Annotated in this window: 18 protein-coding genes; 1 reads left to right on the top strand and 17 read right to left on the bottom strand. The window is 65.5% G+C overall.

The window, feature by feature from the left end; translation table 11 throughout:
• Window position 1: 1 nt before the first annotated feature.
• The 8 genes from truB to AC1DEL_RS10670 form a co-directional block, all read right to left on the bottom strand.
• Complete coding sequence (gene truB / locus AC1DEL_RS10635) at window positions 2–952, bottom strand: tRNA pseudouridine(55) synthase TruB (RefSeq protein WP_092289587.1); 951 nt, start codon at window positions 950–952, stop codon at window positions 2–4.
• A 72-nt stretch (window positions 953–1,024) separates the two neighbouring features.
• Window positions 1,025–1,396 carry a 30S ribosome-binding factor RbfA gene (rbfA, locus tag AC1DEL_RS10640; protein WP_092289589.1) on the bottom strand — a complete coding sequence of 124 codons (372 nt, stop codon included), beginning with the start codon at window positions 1,394–1,396 and terminating at the stop codon, window positions 1,025–1,027.
• 63 nt (window positions 1,397–1,459) lie between these two features.
• Entirely contained in the window at window positions 1,460–4,351 is a 2,892-nt protein-coding gene (gene infB, locus AC1DEL_RS10645; protein WP_477125731.1) for a translation initiation factor IF-2, read from the bottom strand.
• 83 nt (window positions 4,352–4,434) lie between these two features.
• A complete protein-coding gene (nusA, locus tag AC1DEL_RS10650) occupies window positions 4,435–5,910 on the bottom strand; it encodes a transcription termination factor NusA (protein ID WP_092289593.1) in 1,476 nt (491 codons plus the stop codon).
• Entirely contained in the window at window positions 5,907–6,395 is a 489-nt protein-coding gene (rimP, locus tag AC1DEL_RS10655) for a ribosome maturation factor RimP (RefSeq protein WP_092289595.1), read from the bottom strand. The genes nusA and rimP overlap by 4 nt, the downstream gene beginning before the upstream one ends.
• A gap of 337 nt (window positions 6,396–6,732) precedes the next feature.
• Window positions 6,733–8,682 carry a 23S rRNA pseudouridine(2605) synthase RluB gene (gene rluB, locus AC1DEL_RS10660; protein WP_477159065.1) on the bottom strand — a complete coding sequence of 650 codons (1,950 nt, stop codon included), beginning with the start codon at window positions 8,680–8,682 and terminating at the stop codon, window positions 6,733–6,735.
• 28 nt (window positions 8,683–8,710) lie between these two features.
• Entirely contained in the window at window positions 8,711–9,634 is a 924-nt protein-coding gene (gene scpB, locus AC1DEL_RS10665) for an SMC-Scp complex subunit ScpB (RefSeq protein ID WP_477125732.1), read from the bottom strand.
• Between the two features lie 636 nt (window positions 9,635–10,270).
• Window positions 10,271–11,029, bottom strand: coding sequence for a sulfite exporter TauE/SafE family protein (locus AC1DEL_RS10670; RefSeq protein WP_092289600.1), 759 nt, complete (start codon window positions 11,027–11,029; stop codon window positions 10,271–10,273).
• A gap of 84 nt (window positions 11,030–11,113) precedes the next feature.
• Here AC1DEL_RS10670 and fnr point away from each other — a divergent pair, with 84 nt between their 5' ends.
• Complete coding sequence (fnr, locus tag AC1DEL_RS10675) at window positions 11,114–11,839, top strand: fumarate/nitrate reduction transcriptional regulator Fnr (protein WP_092290819.1); 726 nt, start codon at window positions 11,114–11,116, stop codon at window positions 11,837–11,839.
• Between the two features lie 28 nt (window positions 11,840–11,867).
• Here the strand turns inward: fnr and AC1DEL_RS10680 are convergent, their stop codons facing one another.
• From AC1DEL_RS10680 to AC1DEL_RS10720, 9 genes are all read right to left on the bottom strand, one after another.
• Window positions 11,868–12,113: a hypothetical protein gene (locus AC1DEL_RS10680; protein WP_092289602.1), complete on the bottom strand. Its 246-nt coding sequence runs from the start codon at window positions 12,111–12,113 to the stop codon at window positions 11,868–11,870.
• Entirely contained in the window at window positions 12,110–12,337 is a 228-nt protein-coding gene (locus tag AC1DEL_RS10685) for a hypothetical protein (protein WP_092289604.1), read from the bottom strand. The genes AC1DEL_RS10680 and AC1DEL_RS10685 overlap by 4 nt, the downstream gene beginning before the upstream one ends.
• Window positions 12,338–12,377: 40 nt before the next feature.
• Entirely contained in the window at window positions 12,378–13,919 is a 1,542-nt protein-coding gene (ccoG, locus tag AC1DEL_RS10690; protein ID WP_477125733.1) for a cytochrome c oxidase accessory protein CcoG, read from the bottom strand.
• Between the two features lie 55 nt (window positions 13,920–13,974).
• Window positions 13,975–14,889, bottom strand: coding sequence for a cytochrome-c oxidase, cbb3-type subunit III (gene ccoP / locus AC1DEL_RS10695; protein ID WP_477125734.1), 915 nt, complete (start codon window positions 14,887–14,889; stop codon window positions 13,975–13,977).
• Window positions 14,886–15,056 (bottom strand): cbb3-type cytochrome oxidase subunit 3, encoded by a 171-nt coding sequence (locus tag AC1DEL_RS10700; RefSeq protein ID WP_092289610.1) that lies wholly within the window; start codon window positions 15,054–15,056, stop codon window positions 14,886–14,888. The genes ccoP and AC1DEL_RS10700 overlap by 4 nt, the downstream gene beginning before the upstream one ends.
• Before the next feature lie 5 nt (window positions 15,057–15,061).
• The gene (ccoO, locus tag AC1DEL_RS10705) at window positions 15,062–15,727 is read right to left on the bottom strand and encodes a cytochrome-c oxidase, cbb3-type subunit II (protein ID WP_092289612.1); all 666 of its coding nucleotides are present in this window, start codon (window positions 15,725–15,727) and stop codon (window positions 15,062–15,064) included.
• A gap of 18 nt (window positions 15,728–15,745) precedes the next feature.
• Complete coding sequence (ccoN, locus tag AC1DEL_RS10710; protein ID WP_477159066.1) at window positions 15,746–17,206, bottom strand: cytochrome-c oxidase, cbb3-type subunit I; 1,461 nt, start codon at window positions 17,204–17,206, stop codon at window positions 15,746–15,748.
• A 158-nt stretch (window positions 17,207–17,364) separates the two neighbouring features.
• On the bottom strand, window positions 17,365–17,511 hold the full coding sequence (gene ccoS / locus AC1DEL_RS10715; protein ID WP_092289615.1) for a cbb3-type cytochrome oxidase assembly protein CcoS: 147 nt from the start codon (window positions 17,509–17,511) through the stop codon (window positions 17,365–17,367).
• A gap of 2 nt (window positions 17,512–17,513) precedes the next feature.
• Complete coding sequence (locus AC1DEL_RS10720; RefSeq protein ID WP_092289617.1) at window positions 17,514–20,027, bottom strand: heavy metal translocating P-type ATPase; 2,514 nt, start codon at window positions 20,025–20,027, stop codon at window positions 17,514–17,516.
• Window positions 20,028–20,148: the final 121 nt, after the last annotated feature.

The following is a 20,148-nucleotide window of genomic DNA, read 5'->3' on the forward strand; positions in this document are numbered from 1 at the left end:
TTTAGATCTTTACGAGCCGCTCCGGGCGCAGTGCGCCCTCTCGCATCCGGGCCACGCCCAGCAGGCGGGACGGCTCGCCGCCGTACACGCGCGCCAGGGTTTCCTCTTCCAGCGCGGTGCCCTCGGGCAGGTCGCGCCGTGCGATGCGCTGGCCCTGGAGGAATCGCGCCATCGCGGCGTCGTCGAGCTGCACGAGCACGCAGCGTTGCAGCAAGGCGTCCACGGGCGCGAGCATGGTCGGGCGAATATCGTCGGATTGCTGGTCGATTTGTTCCAGCGTGACCGCGCCATCGAGCGTGAGGTCGCCCACGGCCGTGCGGCGCAAGGCGGTCAGGTGGCCGCCGCAACCGAGCGCTTCGCCAATGTCCTCGCCCAGCGTGCGGATGTAGGTGCCCTTGCTGCAGCGCACGCGCATCGTGAATTGCGGCGGACTGGCGTCGAGGGCCACGTCGAGCAGTTCGATCGCATGGATCGTCACCGCCCGCGCCGCGCGTTCGATGGTCTGGCCGGCGCGCGCGTATTCATATAGCGGCTTGCCGTCCTTCTTCAGGGCCGAATACATCGGCGGCACCTGTTCGATTGGGCCCGTAAATCGTAATACCGCCAGATCCAGCGCGGCGCGGTCGCAGGTGACCGGGCGTTCGGCAACGACTTCGCCCTCGGCATCGCCGGTGGTCGTCGTCACGCCGAGCCGCACCACGGCCTCATAGGTCTTGTCGGCCTCGAGTAGATCCTGGGAGAACTTGGTCGCCTCGCCGAAACACAGCGGCAACAGGCCGGTGGCGAGCGGGTCCAGCGTGCCCGTGTGGCCAGCCTTGTTGGCGCGCAGCATGCGCTTGGCGCGCACCAGCGCGTCGTTGGACGACAGGCCCAGTGGCTTGTCGAGCAGCAGCACGCCATGCACGTCGCGGCGCGGCAGCCGGGGCGGACGGGTTGCGGAGGAATCGGTCATTGCGGCGGGGAGAGAAGCGCGGCGCAGGAGCGGGTCCGGCGCGCGTCACAAAGGCGGAACGGCGCGACGGACTTACTCGTCGTCCTTGGCCCGCGTCGAATTGGCTTCGTTGATCAGCTTCGACATTTCGATGGCATGTTCCACCGAGGTGTCGTGATGGAAATGCAGCGTCGGCACGGTGTGGATGTGCAGGCGCTTGAATAGCAGCGAGTGCAGGTAACCGGCCTTCTCACGCAGGATACCGGCGGCCACCTCAGGCTCGGCGCCCAGCACCGTGAAGTAGACCTTGGCGTGCGCGTAATCGGGCGTCAGCGCCACCGATTGCAGCGTGACCAGGCCCAGGCGCGGGTCGCGCAGTTCGCGCTGGATCATCTCGGCCAGTTCCTTCTGGATCTGGTCGGAAAGCCGCAGATTGCGGGAAGAGATATTGCCTTTCTTGGCCATTCAAACCTGTCTTGTGCCCAAAGTGAAAACGGCAGGCCGGAGCCTGCCGTCTTGCGTATCGCCTTACAGCGTACGCGCCACTTCGGTGATTTCGTACACCTCGAGCTGGTCGCCTTCCTGAACGTCGTTGAAGTTCTTGATCGACAAACCGCACTCGAAGCCTTGCTTGACTTCCTTGACGTCGTCCTTGAACCGCTTGAGCGAGTCCAGTTCGCCGGTGTGCACCACCACGTTGTTGCGCAGCACGCGCACCAGCGAGTTGCGCTTGACCATGCCGTCGGTGACCATACAGCCGGCCACGGCGCCAATCTTCGGCACACGGAAGACCTGGCGGACTTCCACCTGGCCGATCGTGGTCTCGCGCTTCTCCGGCGCCAGCATGCCGGACATCGCCGCCTTGATCTCGTCTACCGCATCGTAAATGATGTTGTAGTAGCGGATGTCGATGCCGTTGTGCTCGGCCAGCTTGCGCGCGCCGGAATCAGCCCGCACGTTGAAGCCGATGACGACTGCCTTCGAGGCCACAGCCAGGTTGACGTCCGACTCCGAGATGCCGCCCACGCCGCCGTGCACAATCTGCACGCGCACTTCCTCGGTCGACAGCTTCTGCAGCGACTGCACCAGCGCTTCCTGCGAACCCTGCACGTCGGCCTTCACGATCAGCGGCAGCGATTGCACTTCGCCTTCGCTCATCTGCTCCAGCATCGTTTCCAGCTTGGCGGCCTGCTGCTTGGCGAGCTTCACGTCGCGGAACTTGCCCTGACGGAACAGGGCGATTTCACGCGCCTTGCGCTCGTCCGGGAGCACCAGCACTTCCTCGCCGGCGGCCGGCACTTCCGACAGACCCTGGATTTCCACCGGGATCGACGGACCAGCTTCCTTCGTCGGCTTGCCGTTTTCGTCCAGCATGGCGCGCACGCGGCCGTAGGCACTGCCTGCGAGCACCACGTCGCCACGCTTGAGCGTGCCGCTGCTGACCAGGATCGTCGCGATCGGGCCCTTGCCCTTGTCGAGCTGGGCTTCCACCACCAGACCCTTGGCCGGGGCGTCCACCGGTGCCGTCAACTCCAGCACTTCGGCTTGCAGCAGCACCTGCTCGAGCAGGTCGTCGATGCCCAGGCCGGTCTTGGCGGACACCGGCACGAACGGCGAATCGCCGCCGTACTCTTCCGGCAACACCTGCTCGGCCACCAGTTCCTGCTTCACGCGGTCCGGGTTGGCTTCGGGCTTGTCGATCTTGTTGATCGCCACCACGATGGGCACGCCGGCAGCCTTGGCGTGCGCAATCGCTTCCCTGGTCTGCGGCATCACGCCGTCGTCCGCCGCAACCACCAGGATCACGATGTCGGTGGCCTTGGCGCCACGGGCACGCATGGCCGTGAAGGCCTCGTGACCCGGGGTGTCCAGGAAGGTGATCACGCCACGTTCGGTTTCGACGTGGTAGGCGCCAATGTGCTGCGTAATGCCCCCGGCTTCGCCCGCGGCAACCTTGGTGCGGCGGATGTAGTCGAGCAGCGAGGTCTTGCCGTGGTCGACGTGACCCATCACGGTCACCACCGGCGGACGCGGCAGCAGTTCGGCGTCGGTATGGTCTTCACCATCCACCACCAGCAGTGCTTCCGGATCGTCCAGCTTGGCGGCGAACGCCTTGTGGCCCATTTCTTCCACCACGATCATGGCGGTTTCCTGGTCCAGCACCTGGTTGATCGTGACCATCTGGCCGAGCTTCATCATCTGCTTGATGACCTCGGACGCCTTCACGGCCATCTTGTGCGCCAGATCGGCCACCGAGATGGTTTCCGGCACGTGCACTTCACGCACCACCGGCTCGGTCGGCGCCTGGAAGTTGCTGCGATCGTCGGCATGCTGCTTGCCGCCGCGGCCACGCGGGCCACCGCGCCAGCCACCCACACCGCCCGACGTATCGCCGCGCGTCTTCAGGCCGCTGCCCTTCTTGCGCGAGCTATCGTCCTGCCACGTACCGGTCTTGACCGGCTTGCCGGTCTTCTTGTCGACGGTGGTCGTGGCCGTGGTGGTCGTGGCCGGTTTCTTGTCGTCCTTCTTGGCTTCGGTCGTCGTGCCAGGCGGCTTCACCGGCTTGTGCAGCGTACCGGTCTGCTCGGCCTTCTTTTCCTCGGCCTTGCGTTCCGACGGCGCCTTCAGCACGCGGGCCGGGGCGTTCAGCATCTGCTGGATCGCACGGGCCTCGGCCTCGGCAGCCTCGCGGCGGCGGCGGGCGGCGTCCTGCTCGGCACGGGCCTTGTCGGCCGCTGCCTTCGCGTCATCCGCATCCTTCTGCACCTGCACGCGCTCGGCGGCCACGCGGGCCTGGTCGTCCTCGGCCTTCTTGCGCACGGCAGCGTCCTCGACGGCGTTGTTCACCGCCTGGGCAGCCACGGCCTCTTCCTCGGCCTTGCGGGCGAGAAGTTCGGTCTGGCGGCGCTGCTCGGCCTCGAGGGCTTCCTGGCGCGCACGGCGCTCGGCTTCCTCGCGCTCGGCGGCTTCCTGGCGTGCCTTCAGTTCGGCTTCCTGGCGCGCGAGCGCCTCGGCCTGCTGACGGCTTTCCTCTTCCTCGCGGCGTGCCTGTTCGGCGGCGGCCTCGGCCGCTTCCGCGGCGTCCACGCCATCGGCGTGTGCATCCCCGGCGACCTCGTCACGCTTGATCAGGACGCGCTTCTTGCGCACCTCGACCTGAACGGTACGGGTCTTGCCGGTGGAATCGGCCTGACGGATTTCGGACGTTTCGCGCTTGGTCAGCGTGATCTTTTTGCGTGCGCTGTCGTCGGCCTGACCGTGCGACCGCTTGAGATAATCAAGGAGTCGGGTCTTGTCCGATTCGGTGATGATGTCTTCCGGCGTCGCTTTGCCCACCCCAGCTGCCTGCAATTGTTCCAGCAGGGCAGCTGCGCTGCGGCTCAGTTCTGCGGCCAGTTGGGCAACTGTTGTGCTTGCCATTCAAACCCTTTCAATGCTCGGTTTCTACGTCGGGACAAATCGTATGCGGAAAGCGCCGGGGCCCCTGGCCCCGTACGTGTCCCTCAGTTAAACCAATGTTCCCGTGCTTTCATGATCAGCGCCTTGGCTTCCTCATCCGCCACGCCGGCCAGCTCGACCAGTTCGTCCACAGCCAGTTCGGCCAGGTCGTCACGCGTGTGGATATTGCCTTCGGCCAGCTTGCCGATCAGCTCGGGGGTCAGGCCGTCGAGCGAGCGCAGATCCTGCGACACCTCTTCCACCTTTTCTTCCCGGGCCAGTTCCATCGTCAGCAGCGCATCGCGTGCGCGGTTGCGCAGCTCAGTGACGGTGTCCTCATCGAAGGCCTCGATTTCCATCATTTCACTGATGGGCACGTAGGCAACTTCTTCCAGCGTGGAGAACCCTTCCTCAATCAGGATGTCCGCCACTTCCTCGTCCACGTCCAGCTTGGCCATGAACAGCTTGCGTACCACTTCGCTTTCCTCGGCCTGCTTCTGCGCCGATTCTTCCTGCGTCATGATGTTGATCTGCCAGCCGGTCAGTTCGGACGCCAGGCGTACGTTCTGGCCGCTGCGGCCGATGGCGACGGCGAGGTTTTCCTCGTCCACCACCACATCCATGCAATGCTTTTCCTCGTCCACGACGATGGACTGCACCTGCGCCGGCGCCAGTGCGCCGATCACGAACTGCGCCGGGTCTTCCGACCACAGCACGATATCCACGGCCTCGCCGCCGATCTCGTTGCGCACAGCCGTCACGCGGGTACCGCGCACGCCCACGCAAGTGCCGATCGGGTCGATGCGCTTGTCATGGGCCACCACGGCGATCTTGGCGCGCACGCCGGGGTCGCGGGCGGCCGCCTTGATCTCGAGCAGGCCCTGTTCCATCTCCGGCACTTCGTTCTCGAACAGCTTGATCAGGAACTCGGGTGCCGTACGCGACAGTTCGATCTGCGGGCCGCGCGCGGCGCGATCCACATTGAGGATATACGCCCGTACGCGGTCACCGGTACGGAGATTTTCCTTCGGAATGATCTGGTCGCGGGCCAGCAGCGCTTCCACGCGGCCGGACTCCACGATCAGACCCTTCTTGTCGGCACGCTTGACCGTGCCGGTCATGACCTTTTCGCCACGATCCAGGTAATCGTTCAGGATCTGCTCGCGCTCGGCGTCACGGATACGCTGCAAAATCACCTGCTTGGCCGCCTGGGCGCCAATCCGGCCGAATTCCACGGACTCGATCTGCTCTTCGACAAACTCCTCGAGCTCGATCTCCGGATCCTGATCGCGGGCTTCGAACAGCAGGATCTGCTTGTCCGGCTCCTGCAGGCCCTGCTCGTCGGGGACGACAAGCCAGCGGCGGAACGTTTCGTGCTCACCGGATTCGCGGTCGATGGCGACGCGGATATCCACGTCTTCCTCGAAGCGTTTCTTGGTGGCCGAAGCGAGTGCTGCTTCGAGCGCACCGAATACCACATCCTTGTCGACGTTCTTTTCACGCGCAAGCGCATCGACGAGCAACAGAACTTCGCGGCTCATTGCTTGTTCCCTTTTCTTTGATTTCCCTTGAAGTCGATCACTGGCACGAGCCGTGCCTTGTCGACGTCGGATATGGCGAATTCCAGCAGTGCCGGGCCGTCGCGTCCTTCGAATTCCAGGCCGATTTTCTCGGCTCCGTCATCGCCAGTGGGTGCCTGGATGATGCCGACGAAATTCTTCTGGCCATTCACCGGGAGGCGCAGCGTGATTCTGGCCTCGACGCCGGCAAAACGGACGTAATCGGCCAGCTTCTTCAGCGGCCGGTCCAGACCGGGCGAGGACACCTCGAGGCGCTCGTAGTCGACATTTTCGACCGTAAGCACATGGGTAAGCTGGCGGCTTACTTTCTCGCAATCCTCAATGACGATGCCGGTTTCAGGCTGATCGATATAGACACGCAGCAGTCCGACGGGGGCACGCTCAAGCTCAACCAACTCGTAGCCCATGCCGTTAAGGGTGGTTTCGATCAAATCTGCCAGATGCACTGTATTCCCGAATAGTGGCCTTCAACACCATGGCAGACACCGGACAACGACTTCCGTTCTGAAACTAGGTCCTGAAACGAGGTTCTGGAACGAACCGCTGCCTTGCCTGCCCCGTCATCCCCGGCGCCGGCGTGGCGCAGTCGCGGCCACAAGCACAAAACGGGCGAACCAAAAAAAAATGGGCGCAATGCCCATCATTCGCCCACCCTCGCTAAGGATGACACTTTTGAATAGACTTGGATTATACGCGGATTATGTCCAAAAGGCAAAAGCCGGACAGGATCCGCGGGCAGCGTGCGGCCAGGGCGAGCCCCGGCCGGCATGCCGCCTGCCTGGGTTAGCGGTGACCGCCACCCCCCTGGTTGCCGCCACGACCGCGCGGACGACGCGGGCCGCTGGCATTGCCGCCGCCCTTGGCTGCCTTCGGCATCACATTGCCGTTGGCCTCGCCACCACCGCCGCGACGCTGCTGGCCGCGCTGGCCACCCATGCCTCCGCCGCCCAGGCCACCACCGCCGCCAAGGCCGCCGCGATTGCCACCGCGCCCACCGGCACCGCCGCCACGCAGGCCGCCGGCCGCGCCACCACTGAACTTGGTGGTATGCGACGTCAGCGGCGCCGGGCCGGTCGGGATGTAACCCATCGAGGTCTGCATCGGATCGGGCTGGCCACCACGGCCGGCACCGCCGCCGTTACCGCGCGCGCCTCCCTTTTCGTAGCGCGGCAGGCCGTCCATGCCGGTGTGCATCGGCATGCCCGCAATGGCCGCCTCGGTACGCGCCTTGCGGCCGCCCACCTTGGTGGCACCCTTGCCGCCCTGCTCGCCCTTCGCCGGCGCTTTCAGGCCGATATTGGCCATCAGCGCGCGCACGTCGGTCGGGTCCAGCTCTTGCCAGCGGCCACGCTTCAGGCCGCGCGGCAGCAGGAACTGGCCGTAGCGCGTACGGATCAGGCGCGACACGGTCAGGCCAACGGCCTCGAACATGCGGCGCACCTCGCGATTACGGCCTTCGGTCAGCGCCACGTGATACCACTGGTTCACGCCTTCGCCACCGCCATCAGCGATGCGCAGGAAGTTCGCTTCGCCATCGTCCAATTGGATACCGTGCAGCAGCGCCTGGCGGTCGGCCTCGGCCAGCTCGCCCAGCGTGCGCACCGCGTATTCGCGCTCCACGCCGTAGCGCGGGTGCATGAAGCGGTTGGCGATATCGCCCGAGGTCGTGAAGATCAGCAAGCCTTCGGTATTGAAGTCGAGACGACCCACCGCCACCCACTTGCCGGCCTTGATGCGCGGCAGGCTGTCGAACACGGTCGGACGGCCTTCCGGATCGCTCTGGCTCACGATTTCGCCGGACGGCTTGTGATACAGCAGCACGCGCGGTGGCTTGCTCGACACCTTGCGATGGATCAGCTTGCCGTTCACGCGCACCTGGTCGGTCGGCAAGATCCGCTGGCCGATGTGGGCCGGCAGACCGTTAACCGAGACACGACCCTCGAGGATCAGCTGTTCCATTTCGCGGCGTGAGCCGAGGCCGCCTTCGGCCAGCACCTTGTGCAGCTTGGGCGCGTCATCGTCGGCGGACAGTTCGCGCACCGGCTTGGCCTTGGTGCGCGGCAGCGCCATCTCTTCCTGATCGAATTGTTCCGAGATCACGAATTTGAAGACGTCCTCGGCACCGCCAGCAGGCTTGCCGGCCTTCGCGCCGCGAGCCGGCTTGTCACCGGCGCGCTGCTCGAATTTTTCCGAAGGCTTGCCGCCTGCGGCGCCCGCCTGCCCCTTCCGCTGACCCTGGCCGCCTTGGCCACCCTGACCGCCTTGGCCGCGCTTGTCGCGCCGGCCCGGCTGCTGGGCTGCCGGCTTGTTGTCGCCATCGACCAGCGCAGCCTTGCGCTGGGGCTGCTGGCGGCGCTTGCGCACGCCGGCACCCTGTGGCTGCGCAGGCTGGCCGTCGGCGTCACTCGCCTCGGCGCGCGGTTCGCGGACGTCACKGGCATCACGATCGGCTGCCGGCTTGCGGCGGCCACGGGCGCGCGGCTCGCGACCGGCCGGTGCGGCGGCGTCGGGCTGCGGCGCGTCGGCTTGCGCCGGTGCGGCGGCATCGCCCTCGGCACGGCCACCCTCGCGGTCCTGTGCGGACTGGCGGCGCGACGCCACCAGATTGCGCAGGCCACGGCGCAGGCCCTTGCGGCGCGGCGCGCCGTCGGTGCCATTGCCCGCGTCGGGCGCAGCGCCGGTATCGCCCGGCGCGTCCGGTTGCCGGACGTCTTGCTCAGCGGAATCAGACAAAGTATTCACTATCGATGTTGCGTGTTATTCAGTTGGACACGCGTTCGTCGTCCTCAGCAGGATGCGGCGCGTTGCCGTCCCGGACCGAATCGTCGGCCGCTTCCGGGGAGGAAGCAGCTGTGTCCACGTGGAAACCGTTGGCGTGGGCCAGCGGCGCGTCGTCGTCATGCCCGCCATCGGCGGACCACTGCGCAACGCTGTTGTCTTGCGGGTGCGGCGTGTCGTTCTGTTCGGTATCGGCGCCGTGGGCTTCCGTCTCCACCGGCTCCGCATGGTCGCTCTCCGCCGCGGCCATGACTTCCGCTTCCACCGCATCGGTAGCGGTCTCGGCGGCCTGGGGCTCGGCAAAGGTCTCTTCATCGCCAGCCGGCGGGTTGGCCGTGGCAACTTCTTCAAAATCTATCGCCTGCTGGTCCAGCAGGGCTGCCTGGACCTGGGCCTGGGCATCCTCGAGCGGCGGCAGCTCATCCAGCGTGCGCAGCCCCAGATCGTCCAGAAACGCCTTGGTCGTGGCATAGAGCGCGGGACGGCCCGGTACGTCGCGATGCCCGATCACCTCGATCCAGCTGCGGTCCTCGAGCTTCTTGACCACGTCGGTGCTGACCGTCACGCCGCGAATTTCCTCGATATCGCCGCGCGTCACGGGCTGGCGATAGGCGATGATGGCCAGCGTCTCCATCACCGCGCGCGAATACTTGGGCGGCTTTTCCGGGTTGAGCCGGTCGAGGAACTCGCGCATCTCGGGCCGGCTCTGGAAACGCCAACCGCTGGCCAGGGCCACGAGTTCCACACCGCGTTGCTGCCAGTCCTGTCGCAATTCGTCCAACAGGGCGCGGATGGTGTCGGCGCCGACATCGTCGGCGAAAAGACGGCGGAGATCGTTGACGCGCAGGGGCTCCTGCGCACAAATCAGCGCGGTCTCGAGGACGATCTTCGCCTCTTGGGTATTCATGTGATTGTGTGCAGCCTGTCTTTGCACCTGCTCCCGGACGAATCCCGGAGCACTGGAGATTTCGGATACAGCGGTACCGATGCCACCGCCATCTCATTGCGCAGCCAACTCGCAGCCTGTCGCAGCCCAGGCAGCCAAGCGGTGCACTTCGTTCTTTTGCATCGATTTGCCGGGTCGTTCCGGCAGGAGATCGTCCGCATCCGGCTGGCTTCGCCGGGAGTCGAACCTCTTGCGTCGCGCTCTCGCCTTTACCCTCGCAGGCGGAACCCTTCCCCTTGGAGCGGACATTCGCCAGGACAATCAGATTGCCAAGGCGGCAAGAAAAAACGGATATCGGCCCGGACAAGCTTCGTCCTGCGCCTGCACCACCACTCCACAAGGCCGACCGGCCTTTTAAACCAGATCTTTTGAACCGGATGCACTGTGGGGACGGATCCGGCAAGCCAATGCTGCCTCGGACCCATGGACACGCATCCCAGATCAGGGATGCCGGCCCGGCGACGCCAGGGAATTACGTGGCGCGATACCGTGGTTCTCGCGATTGTATGGCATTCCCGCCCCCCTCCGCAACCCGCCCGCCGCCCGGCGTGGCGAATGGCACGAACCGGGGCGGCCTGTCCGCCGCCCGGAATCGTCCTAGAACACCACGCAGAACCCATGCGCAGCCAGCGTCTCCGGGAGCCAGACCGCCCGCGCCACGCCCACGATGCCGAAGCCGATGATCAGCACGCCCGCCACGGTCCGGACCGCCGGCCGGCGCGACACATGGCGCACATAGCCCGACAACCCCGAAATCACCAGCAGGTTTGGCAGCGTTCCCAACCCAAAGGCGAACAGGACCAGCGCGCCCGACGCCGCATTGCCGGCCAGCAACGCCATTGCGAGTGCCCCATAGACCATCCCGCACGGCACGATCCCCCAGGCGAGTCCCAGACCGAAGCGCCGCAGCAGCGGCGCATGCCGGGCCAGGCCGGCAGGCAGCCTGATACCGAGCGCGCCCATGCGACCCACCACCCCTTGGGCCATGCGCACCGCGAACGCCTCCAGGCGCGCCGCACGCATGGTGCGCCCACGCAACAGCCAGAAGCCCGACATCACCAGCATCGCTCCGCCTGCGCCATAGAGCCATCGCTGCACAGGCAGATAGTCCTGCTTCCATACGGTGGCGCCGACGGCACCCACCACCGCCCCCAGCAACGCGTAGGTGGTCAGGCGGCCGGCGTGCATCGCCAGCAATTCCACGAGCCAGCCGCGCGGCGAGCGATGGATCGTCACCGGCACGCGCACCGCCGCGCGCTGCTCGGCCGCCATCGCAATGCCGCCACACATCGCAGCACAGTGGACGCCACCAAACAACGCAACGATAAAAACGCTGAAAAGCACACCAAATGGCAACGGTCCCTCGCTTCCGCGTCACTTCACGCGGTAAAATTGATCTGTCGCGCCCTCGCTGCAATGCGCATCACCAAGAGCCCTCAATTGCTTACCTCCATACCCGTCACCGAGATCTCGCCCCGCTGCTCTACGTGCGGGATGGGCCAGCTTTGTCTGCCGGTAGGCATGTCGCACCAGGACCTCCTGAAGATGGACACGCTCGTGCAGGAACGCGTGCGCGTGCACAAGGGCGAAACGCTTTACCGCATGGGCGATCCGCTCACCGCCGTCTATGCCGTGCGTTTCGGCACGCTCAAGACGCACGTGACGCTCGAAGACGGCCGCTCGCAGATCACCGGCTTCCATCTGCCCGGCGAGATGGTCGGTATGGATGGCCTCGGCGAAATGCAGCATGCTTCCGATGCCACGGCCCTCGAGGATGCCGAAGTCTGCGTCGTACGCTTCAACGACTTGCAGGCGCTCTCGTCTGACCTGCCCTCGCTGCAAACCCAGTTCCTGCGCTTGATGAGCAAGGAGATTTCGCAGGACCAGGTGATGCTGATGACGTTGGGTTCGATGCGGGCCGAGGAGCGGCTTGCCGCGTTCCTCGTCAATCTTTCCGATCGCCTGTCGGCGCGTGGCTACTCGTCGAGCGAGTTCGTGTTGCGCATGAGTCGCGAGGAGATCGGCAGTTATCTTGGCCTGAAACTCGAAACCGTCAGCCGCCTGTTCTCTCGTTTTGCCGAGGCGGGCCTGATCCAGATCCGCCAGCGCCACGTCAAGCTCATCGACATGGCCGGCATCAAGCAGATCTACAACCGCTCCTGCTAAGGCCGGCTCGCCGGCGGCGGTGCACTCGCTACTCGAGTTCATCGGTATCGCTGAGCGGCGTTGGCATGGTGTAGAGCGTCAGGCCGCTCGACAAGGCGCAGAACAGCCACGCCAGCAGGAATCCCACGGTATAGATCGCCTCACGCGACGCGTCGACCGGATGACCGAAGAAGCTCAGGTCACTGGGATCGACAATCGAGAACACCGTTGCCGTGGCCACGCCGCCCATCAGGAACGCTGGCCACATCACCCACATCAGCCAGCGTAGTCTCATGGCCGCCTCGCCGTGTCATTGACATGGGCGTCGGCACGCACGGCGGACCCATCCAGCTTCTCCACCACCAGCCCATGCCGCGCGGCATCGCGCACCGGCACGTCGGCGTGGGTATTGGCGAGCCAGATCGTCACACCACAGCCGATCATCGCCAGCAGCGGTCCGCTCATCAGCAGCCACGGCCACGGTTCCTTCCACCACGGCTTGACTTGTTGCGCTGTCATTGCCTACTCCTTGCGTCGAATATTTCCTGAATGACCTGTCCTACAGGCCGCGCGGCACGATGAAACTGGTCGCTTCCTGGATCTGCGCGCGTCCGCGTGCGTCGTCCATACCCTCCCCCGTGACCGTGATACGGATCTTGTGCGTGCCCTGCGGCGCGTGGTCGATCGGGATACGGATCCGCACCGGCAACAGCCGGTTCGACGTAGGCGCCAGCGTTTCTGCCGACTTGTCATACTCGATGGTCAACCCTTGCAGCTCCGCGCTCGTCGCCTGTACCCGGACGCGCATCGGCGTCTCGGTCGTATTGATCAGTTGCAGCCGGTACACGTTCTCGATCCAGCGACCTTCGACCTCGCGGCCCAACGCGCCACGGTCGCGGATGACATCGACCTTGAGCGGCGTGCGCATCGCCAGCGACCCGATGAAGCCCCCCACCAGCGCCGACCAGATCACCGCGTAGACAATCGTCCGCGTGCGGAACAAGCGCTTGCGCGCGGCGACTGCCGACAGGCCCTTGCGCATCGCGTTCTCAGAGGTGTAGCGGATCAGGCCACGCGGATAGGCCATCTTGTCCATGACCTGGTTACAGGCGTCGATGCAGGCACCGCAGCCAATACACTCGTATTGCAATCCGTCACGGATGTCGATCCCGGTCGGGCAGACCTGCACGCAGATGCTGCAATTGACGCAATCGCCAATGCCGGCGGTGTGCCGGTCCGTCTTGCGCGAGCGGCTGCCGCGCGGCTCGCCACGGCCTACGTCATAGGTCACCACGAAGGTATCGCGGTCGACCATCACGCTCTGGAAACGCGCATACGGGCACATGTACTTGCACACCTGCTCGCGCATGAAGCCGGCGTTGCCCCAGGTGGCGAAGGCATAGAACAGCATCCAGAACGACTGCCACGGCCCCAGCGAGAGGTCGATCACCTGCCCGCCCAGCTCGTGGATCGGCGAGAAATAGCCGACGAACGTGAAGCCGGTCCACAGGGCGATCACCACCCAGAGCGTGTGCTTGGTCGCCTTGAGCCGCAGCTTGCGCAGGCTCCACGGGTCGCCGTCCAACCGGATGCGGGCGATGCGATCACCTTCCACGCGTCGCTCGATCCACATGAAGATTTCTGTGTAGACGGTCTGTGGACACGCGTAGCCACAGAACAGCCGGCCCGCGATGGCGGTGAACAGGAACAGGGCGAGCGCCGAGATGACAAGCAGGACCGCGAGGTAGATCACGTCCTGCGGCCACAGCACGAGGCCGAAGATATAGAACTTGCGCGCGCCGAGGTCGAACAGCACCGCCTGGCGGTCGTTCCATTGCAGCCACGGGGCGCCGTAGTAGACCAGCTGGGTGAGGATGACGAGCCAGACGCGCCAGCTCGAGAAGGCGCCCGTGACCGAGCGCGGATAGATCTTGCGCCGGACCTCGTAGAGTGTTTCTTCCGAAGATTCAGCCGATTGGGCAGATTGCCCGGATAGCGGCGTGGCAGCCGGGCGCCATGGCGGGCTGTCGTCGGGCCGTGAGGGCTCCGACGTAGCGGGGTCGTCCGCTACGGGCTGTGCAGCATTGGGGGGCGCGTTCATCTTGTGTTCCTCGCGCCCCGGCAGGCGGCAAGCCGCCCTGCCCGGGGGCTGTTGATCATTGTCCGGCCGCTCCTGTATTGGAGAGACCCCACACGTAGGCGGTCAGCATGCGGATGCGCTCGGGCGTCAGGATTTCCTCATGCGCGGGCATGTGCCCGTTATGACCCTTCTGGATCGCCTCGACGATGGCATTTTCCGAACTGCCGTAGAGCCAGACGCTGTCCGACAGGTTCGGCGCGCCGAGCGCCTGGTTGCCCTTGCCGCTGGCCCCATGGCAGGCCGCACACGTGGTCTTGAAGGTGCCCTCGCCCCGCGACGCGCGGATCGGGTCAGACGCCAGGCCCGACAGCGAGCGCACATACTGGGCCGTGTCCCCGGCGAGCTTGGCGTCGATGACGCCCGCGAACGGCGGCATCATGCCGTTGCGACCCTTGATGATCGTCTGACGGATCGTTTCGGGGTCGCCGCCATAGAGCCAGTCGTTGTCGGCCAGGTTCGGAAAGCCGCGGCTGCCGCGCGCGTCGGAGCCATGGCACTGCGCGCAGTAGTTCAGGAACAGGCGCTGGCCAATTTCACGGGCGTCGGGGTCGGCGGCGACCTTCGTCACGTCCATCGACATGTACTTCCCGTAGATCTCGTTCTGCATCTTCTCGGCGGCCTGTCGATGCGCCGCCAGTTCGCCCTGCGAGGAGAACCCCAGCACGCCGGCGTAGGAACCCAGGCCCGGATACAGGACCAGGTAGCACACGCTGAAGATGCAGGCCAGCAGGAACATCCACATCCACCAGCGCGGCAGCGGGTTGTTCAACTCGCGCAGGTCACCATCCCAGACATGGCCGGTATCCTCGGTCGCACCCTGGCTTTTTGGCGCCCGGCGCTGCGAGAACAGCAGCCACACGCACCACGCGATGCCGACCAGCGAGATGGCCGTAATGTAGTAACTCCAGTAATCGGAAAAGAAATCGCTCATGACTGTGGGTTCCGGCTTGTCGTTATCGTGGTCTCGTCGGGCAACGCGAAGGGCAGCATGGCTGACTCCTCGTTGGCGGCCTGGCGCCGCGACGACCAGGCCCACCAGCAGATGGCGAGGAAGGCCAGCATCGACAGCACGGTGGCAGCGGAGGTCAGGATGGCCATGGCGGTTACTCCTTCGGTGCCGCGGCCGCCGTGGCGGCGTCCAGGCGCACGTTGCGGCGGTTCAGGCCGAGGCCTTGCAGGTAGGCCACCATCGCGTCCTCTTCGGTCTTGCCGGCGAGTTCCTCAGGGGCATGGGCGATTTGCTCCTCGGTGTACGGCACACCCAACCGCTTCAGGGCGCGCATCCGGCCCTGGATATCGCCCGTCGGCAGCGCGGTCTTCTCGAGCCACGGATACGACGGCATCACCGATTCCGGCACCACATCGCGCGGATTGCGCAGGTGGATGCGCTGCCAGTCATCCGAATACCGGCCGCCCACGCGGGCGAGGTCTGGACCGGTACGCTTGGAACCCCACAGGAACGGATGGTCATACACCGACTCGCCGGCCGTCGAGAAATGGCCATAGCGCTCCGTCTCGGCCTGCAGCGTGCGCACCTGCTGCGAATGGCAGCCGACGCAGCCTTCGCGGATATAGATATCGCGGCCCATCAGGCGCAGCGGCGTGTAGGGCACGATGCCCGCGTCGGGCTTGGTCGTGGAATGCTGGAAGAACAGCGGCACGATCTGCACCAGACCCGCAATGCTCACCACGATGATCGTGGCGATGATCAGCCAGCCAACGTTCTTTTCCAGTGTTTCGTGGGTGAAGAATCCTTGTTTTTGTGACATCTCAGCAATCCTCGGCGGTCAGTGTGCGGGAGCCTGGGCGGAAGCCGGCAGGCTGGCCGGGATCGGCGCGTCCGTGGCCGTCTTGCCGGCGATCGTGCGCACCACGTTGTAGGCCATGACCAGCATGCCGGTTAGGAAACACAGGCCACCGAGCAGGCGGATCAGGTAGAACGGATACTTCGCCTTGACCGCTTCGACGAACGCGTAGGTCAGCGTGCCGTCCGGCTGCGTGGCGCGCCACATCAGCCCTTCCATCACGCCGGCGATCCACATCGAGGCGATGTAGAGCACCACGCCGATCGTCGCGATCCAGAAGTGCCACTCGATCAGCTTGACGCTGAACATCTCCTTTTGCCCGAACAGGCGYGGRATCAGGTAGTASAGCGAKCCRAWCGAGATCATCGCGACCCAGCCSAGCGCGCCSGAGTGGACATGGCCGATSGTCCAGTCCGTGTAGTGCGACAGCGCATTCACGGTCTTGATGGACATCATCGATCCTTCAAACGTGGCCATGCCGTAGAACGACAGCGCAACCACCATGAACTTGAGGATCGGGTCCGTGCGAAGCTTGTGCCAGGCGCCGGACATGGTCATGATCCCGTTGATCATCCCGCCCCAGGACGGCGCGAGCAGGATCAGCGAAAACGCCATGCCGAGCGACTGCGCCCAGTCCGGCAGCGCGGTGTATTGCAGATGGTGGGGGCCGGCCCACATATAGGTGAAGTTCAGCGCCCAGAAGTGGACGATGGAGAGCCGGTACGAGTAGATCGGCCGTCCGGCCTGCTTCGGGATGAAGTAGTACATCATCCCGAGGAAGCTGGTGGTCAGGAAGAAGCCCACGGCGTTATGGCCGTACCACCACTGGATCATCGCGTCCTGCACGCCCGCATAGGCGGAATACGACTTCCACATCGACGCCGGCATCTCGATGTTGTTCACGATATGCAGGATGGCGATGGTCAGGATGTACGCGCCGAAGAACCAGTTGGCCACGTAGATATGGCGCGTCTTGCGCTTGATGATGGTGCCGAAGAACACCACCGCGTAGGCGACCCAGACCAGCGTAATCAGGATGTCGATTGGCCATTCGAGTTCCGCATATTCCTTGGAAGTCGTGATGCCGAGCGGTAGCGTGATGGCGGCCGCCACGATGACGATCTGCCAGCCCCAGAACGTGAACGCTGCCAGCGGCCCGCAGAACAGGCGCGCCTGGCAGGTGCGCTGCACCACGTAGTACGACGTGGCGAACAGCGCGCTGCCGCCGAAGGCGAAGATCACCGCGTTGGTGTGCAGCGGACGCAGGCGCCCGAAGGACAGCCACGGGGTATTGAAATTGAGATCTGGCCAGATCAGTTGCGCCGCCAGCAGAACGCCGACGGCCATGCCGACGATCCCCCAAACCACGGTCATCACGGCAAACTGCCGTACGACGCCGTAGTTAAAGGTGTCGACGCGTGGAGACGCGGTAGAGACATCCATTCAGACCCCCAAATACAGAAGTAAAGATCGTTTAACCCTAGTGTTGGTGTGACTTTAGAAAGTCGCCGCCGCCCGCGCGTTGATCCCGGTCAAGTCGCAATTCAACGAAGGGAACTGTTGCTGCCGCGCGCCACTCGGGCTCGTAAAAAGCTTGCAATTCATGGCTTGTCGTTATCGAGCAGGATGGCTTCGCCGGGTCGGTCGAGGTCGTCGTACTGGCCCGCGTTGAGCGCCCACCAGAGCGCGCCAGCTATCAGCGCCACGAGCACCAGGCTCATTGGCACGAGCAGGTAAAGGGTTTCCATGGTCAGCGCTCCTTGTTCGGTGCACGCAGCAGGCGCCAGGCATTGGCCACCACAAGCAGCGACGACACGGACATGCCGATGCCTGCCATCCAGGCCGTGACCAGCCCTGTGGCGGCCAGCGGAATGGCCACAATGTTGTAGAAGAAGGCCCAGCCGAGGTTCTGCCGCACCACGCGGCGCGTACGGCGCGCGGCGGCGATGGTGTTGGCAATCTCGGCCACGCCGCCATGCGTGAGGACCGCGTCGGCGCCTGCCTGGGCCAGCGGTGCGCCGCTCCCGATTGCGATGGAGACCTGTGCCTGGGCCAGCACCGGCGCGTCATTGATGCCGTCGCCCACGGCCAGCACCACAGCGCCCTGCTCTTGCAGCGCGGCCACATAGGCGCGTTTGCCTTCGGGCGTCACGGCGCCATGGGCGGTTTCCATGCCGAAATGGTCGGCCCACCAGCGCACCGCTTCGACGTTGTCGCCAGAAATCAGATGAGTACGAATGCCAAGCAGGTCGAGCGCATCGATCAGCGCCGGCGTCTGCGGGCGTGCAATATCGGACAGGAAAAACCGTGCCAGCAGGCCCTCGGCAGCGCCCAACCAGACCTCGGTAGCGCCGCGATGGGCGTTGCCAGAGGCGCCGATGGCCGCGTCATCGCCGACCCAGACGCCCGGCTCCAGCGCCAACGCCGCCGCGAAGTCGCGCCGGCCAAGCCGCACGCGCCGCCCGTCGACACAGGCTTCGACTCCCTGCCCCGGCACATTGCACAGATCGTCCACCGAGGGCTGCTCCCGCCCGGTCGATGGTGCGCGGGCATCGAGGAACGCCCGGGCTATCGGATGCTCGCCGCCCTGCTCCATCGCCGCGGCAATCGCCAGGCAGATGTCCGCTTCGAGGCGGCCTGTGGCTTCGGTCAGCACCACCGCGAAGCGCCCCTCGGTCAGCGTGCCGGTCTTGTCGAGCACGATGTCGGTGACGCGCGCGAGGGTTTCGATGGCGTGAGACCGCGTCAGCAGCACCCCGCGCCGCGACAGTGCCGCACCGGCGGCCGCCAGCGCCGCAGGCGTAGCCAGCGACAGCGCGCAGGGACAGCTCACCACGAGCACCGCCACCGTCACCAACAACGCGCGCGACGGATCGATCCAGACGGCCCAGACGATACCGGTGACCGCCGCCATCCCAAGCAGCGCGCCGACAAACCAGCCTGCGACGCGGTCGGCCAGCATCGCCAGTCGTGGCTTTTCCGCAAGGGCACGGTCCAGCACCGCCACGATCTCGGCCAGCCGCGTATTGGCGCCGATGCGCCCGACGCGCACCTCGAGCGGGCTGGCCGTGTTGAAACACCCGGCGAGTACCGCATCGCCGATACCCCGCCGCACCGGTCGTGCCTCGCCGGTCAGCATCGATTCGTCGAGTTCGCTGATGCCAGCCAGCACCACGCCGTCCACGGGCATGATTTCACCGGCCTTGACCCGGATACGGTCGCCCGCGCCGAGGCGGGCCACCGGCACGCGCTCGGCGGTGCCGCCCTCCGTCAGGCGCTCGCAGGTGGCCGGGAGCTGACGCGCGAGCATCTCGGCGCCGCTTCGGGACGCCTGACGCACGCGCAGTTCCAGATAGCGGGCCAGCAGCAGGAAGGCCACGAACATCGTCACGGAATCGAAGTAGACCTCACCCACGCCGCGCACCGTGGCGGCTGCGCTGGCCAGAAAGCCGGCGGCCACGCCGATGGCCACGGGCACGTCCATGCCCATCGCGCGCTGGCGCAGGCTGCGCCAGGCGCCGGTGAAAATCGGGGAGGCAGAATAAAAGACGACCGGAAGCGTCAGCGCGAAGCTGGCCCAGCGCATCAGTTGCAACTGGCCAGCATCGATCGTGGCTTCATGGGTGTAGATCGGCCACGCGTACATCATGACCTGCATCATGCCGAGCATCGCCACGGCCATCCGCATCAGCAGCCCGCGCCGTTCGCGGCGGTCCTGGCGGTCGCTGCGGGACACCTCGAATGGCCACGCCATATAGCCGATGTCCGCTAGGGCGCCGAGCAAGGCTGACACGGTTTGTTGCGATTCCCGCCAGCGCACCACCACGCGGCGCGTTGCCACGTTGGCCACCGCCAGTTCCACACCCGGCAGCTGGCCCAGGCGCTGCTCGATCAGCCACGCGCAGGCAGCGCAGCGGATACCTTCCGGCGCCAGAGTGACCTCAGCCTTGTCATCGCCTAGCGGGCGGACGAACTGCTGGCGCAGCTCGGGCGTGTCGTAGGCAGCCCAGACCGGCTCGGCTTCCCGGCGCGCGGCGTCGTCGATAGGACGCGCGAAGCGAGAGGTATCGCCATACAGATGGCCGAAACCGGCCGCGTGGAGCATCTGCGCCAGCGTCTGGCAGCCGCCGCAGCAGAAACTGCGCGCGCTGCCTTCGACATCGGCAATGAATACCGGCTCCGCTGGCGTCAGCGGCTGGCCGCAGTGAAAGCAATGACCGTCTACGTGCGTGGAAGTCGATGGGGATGGCGAAGCGCCCGCCATCGTGGGGGCCGCAGGCGTCGCGGGAATCGCGCGCCGGGCGGCGGATGGGGGCGGTAAGGTCGTCGTTGTCGCTGGCAGCACCCCAAGGGGGCCGCCGGCTGGTGCGAGCGATGGGGTAGGT

The organism is Cupriavidus sp. 10L43_2, assembly GCF_056395265.1.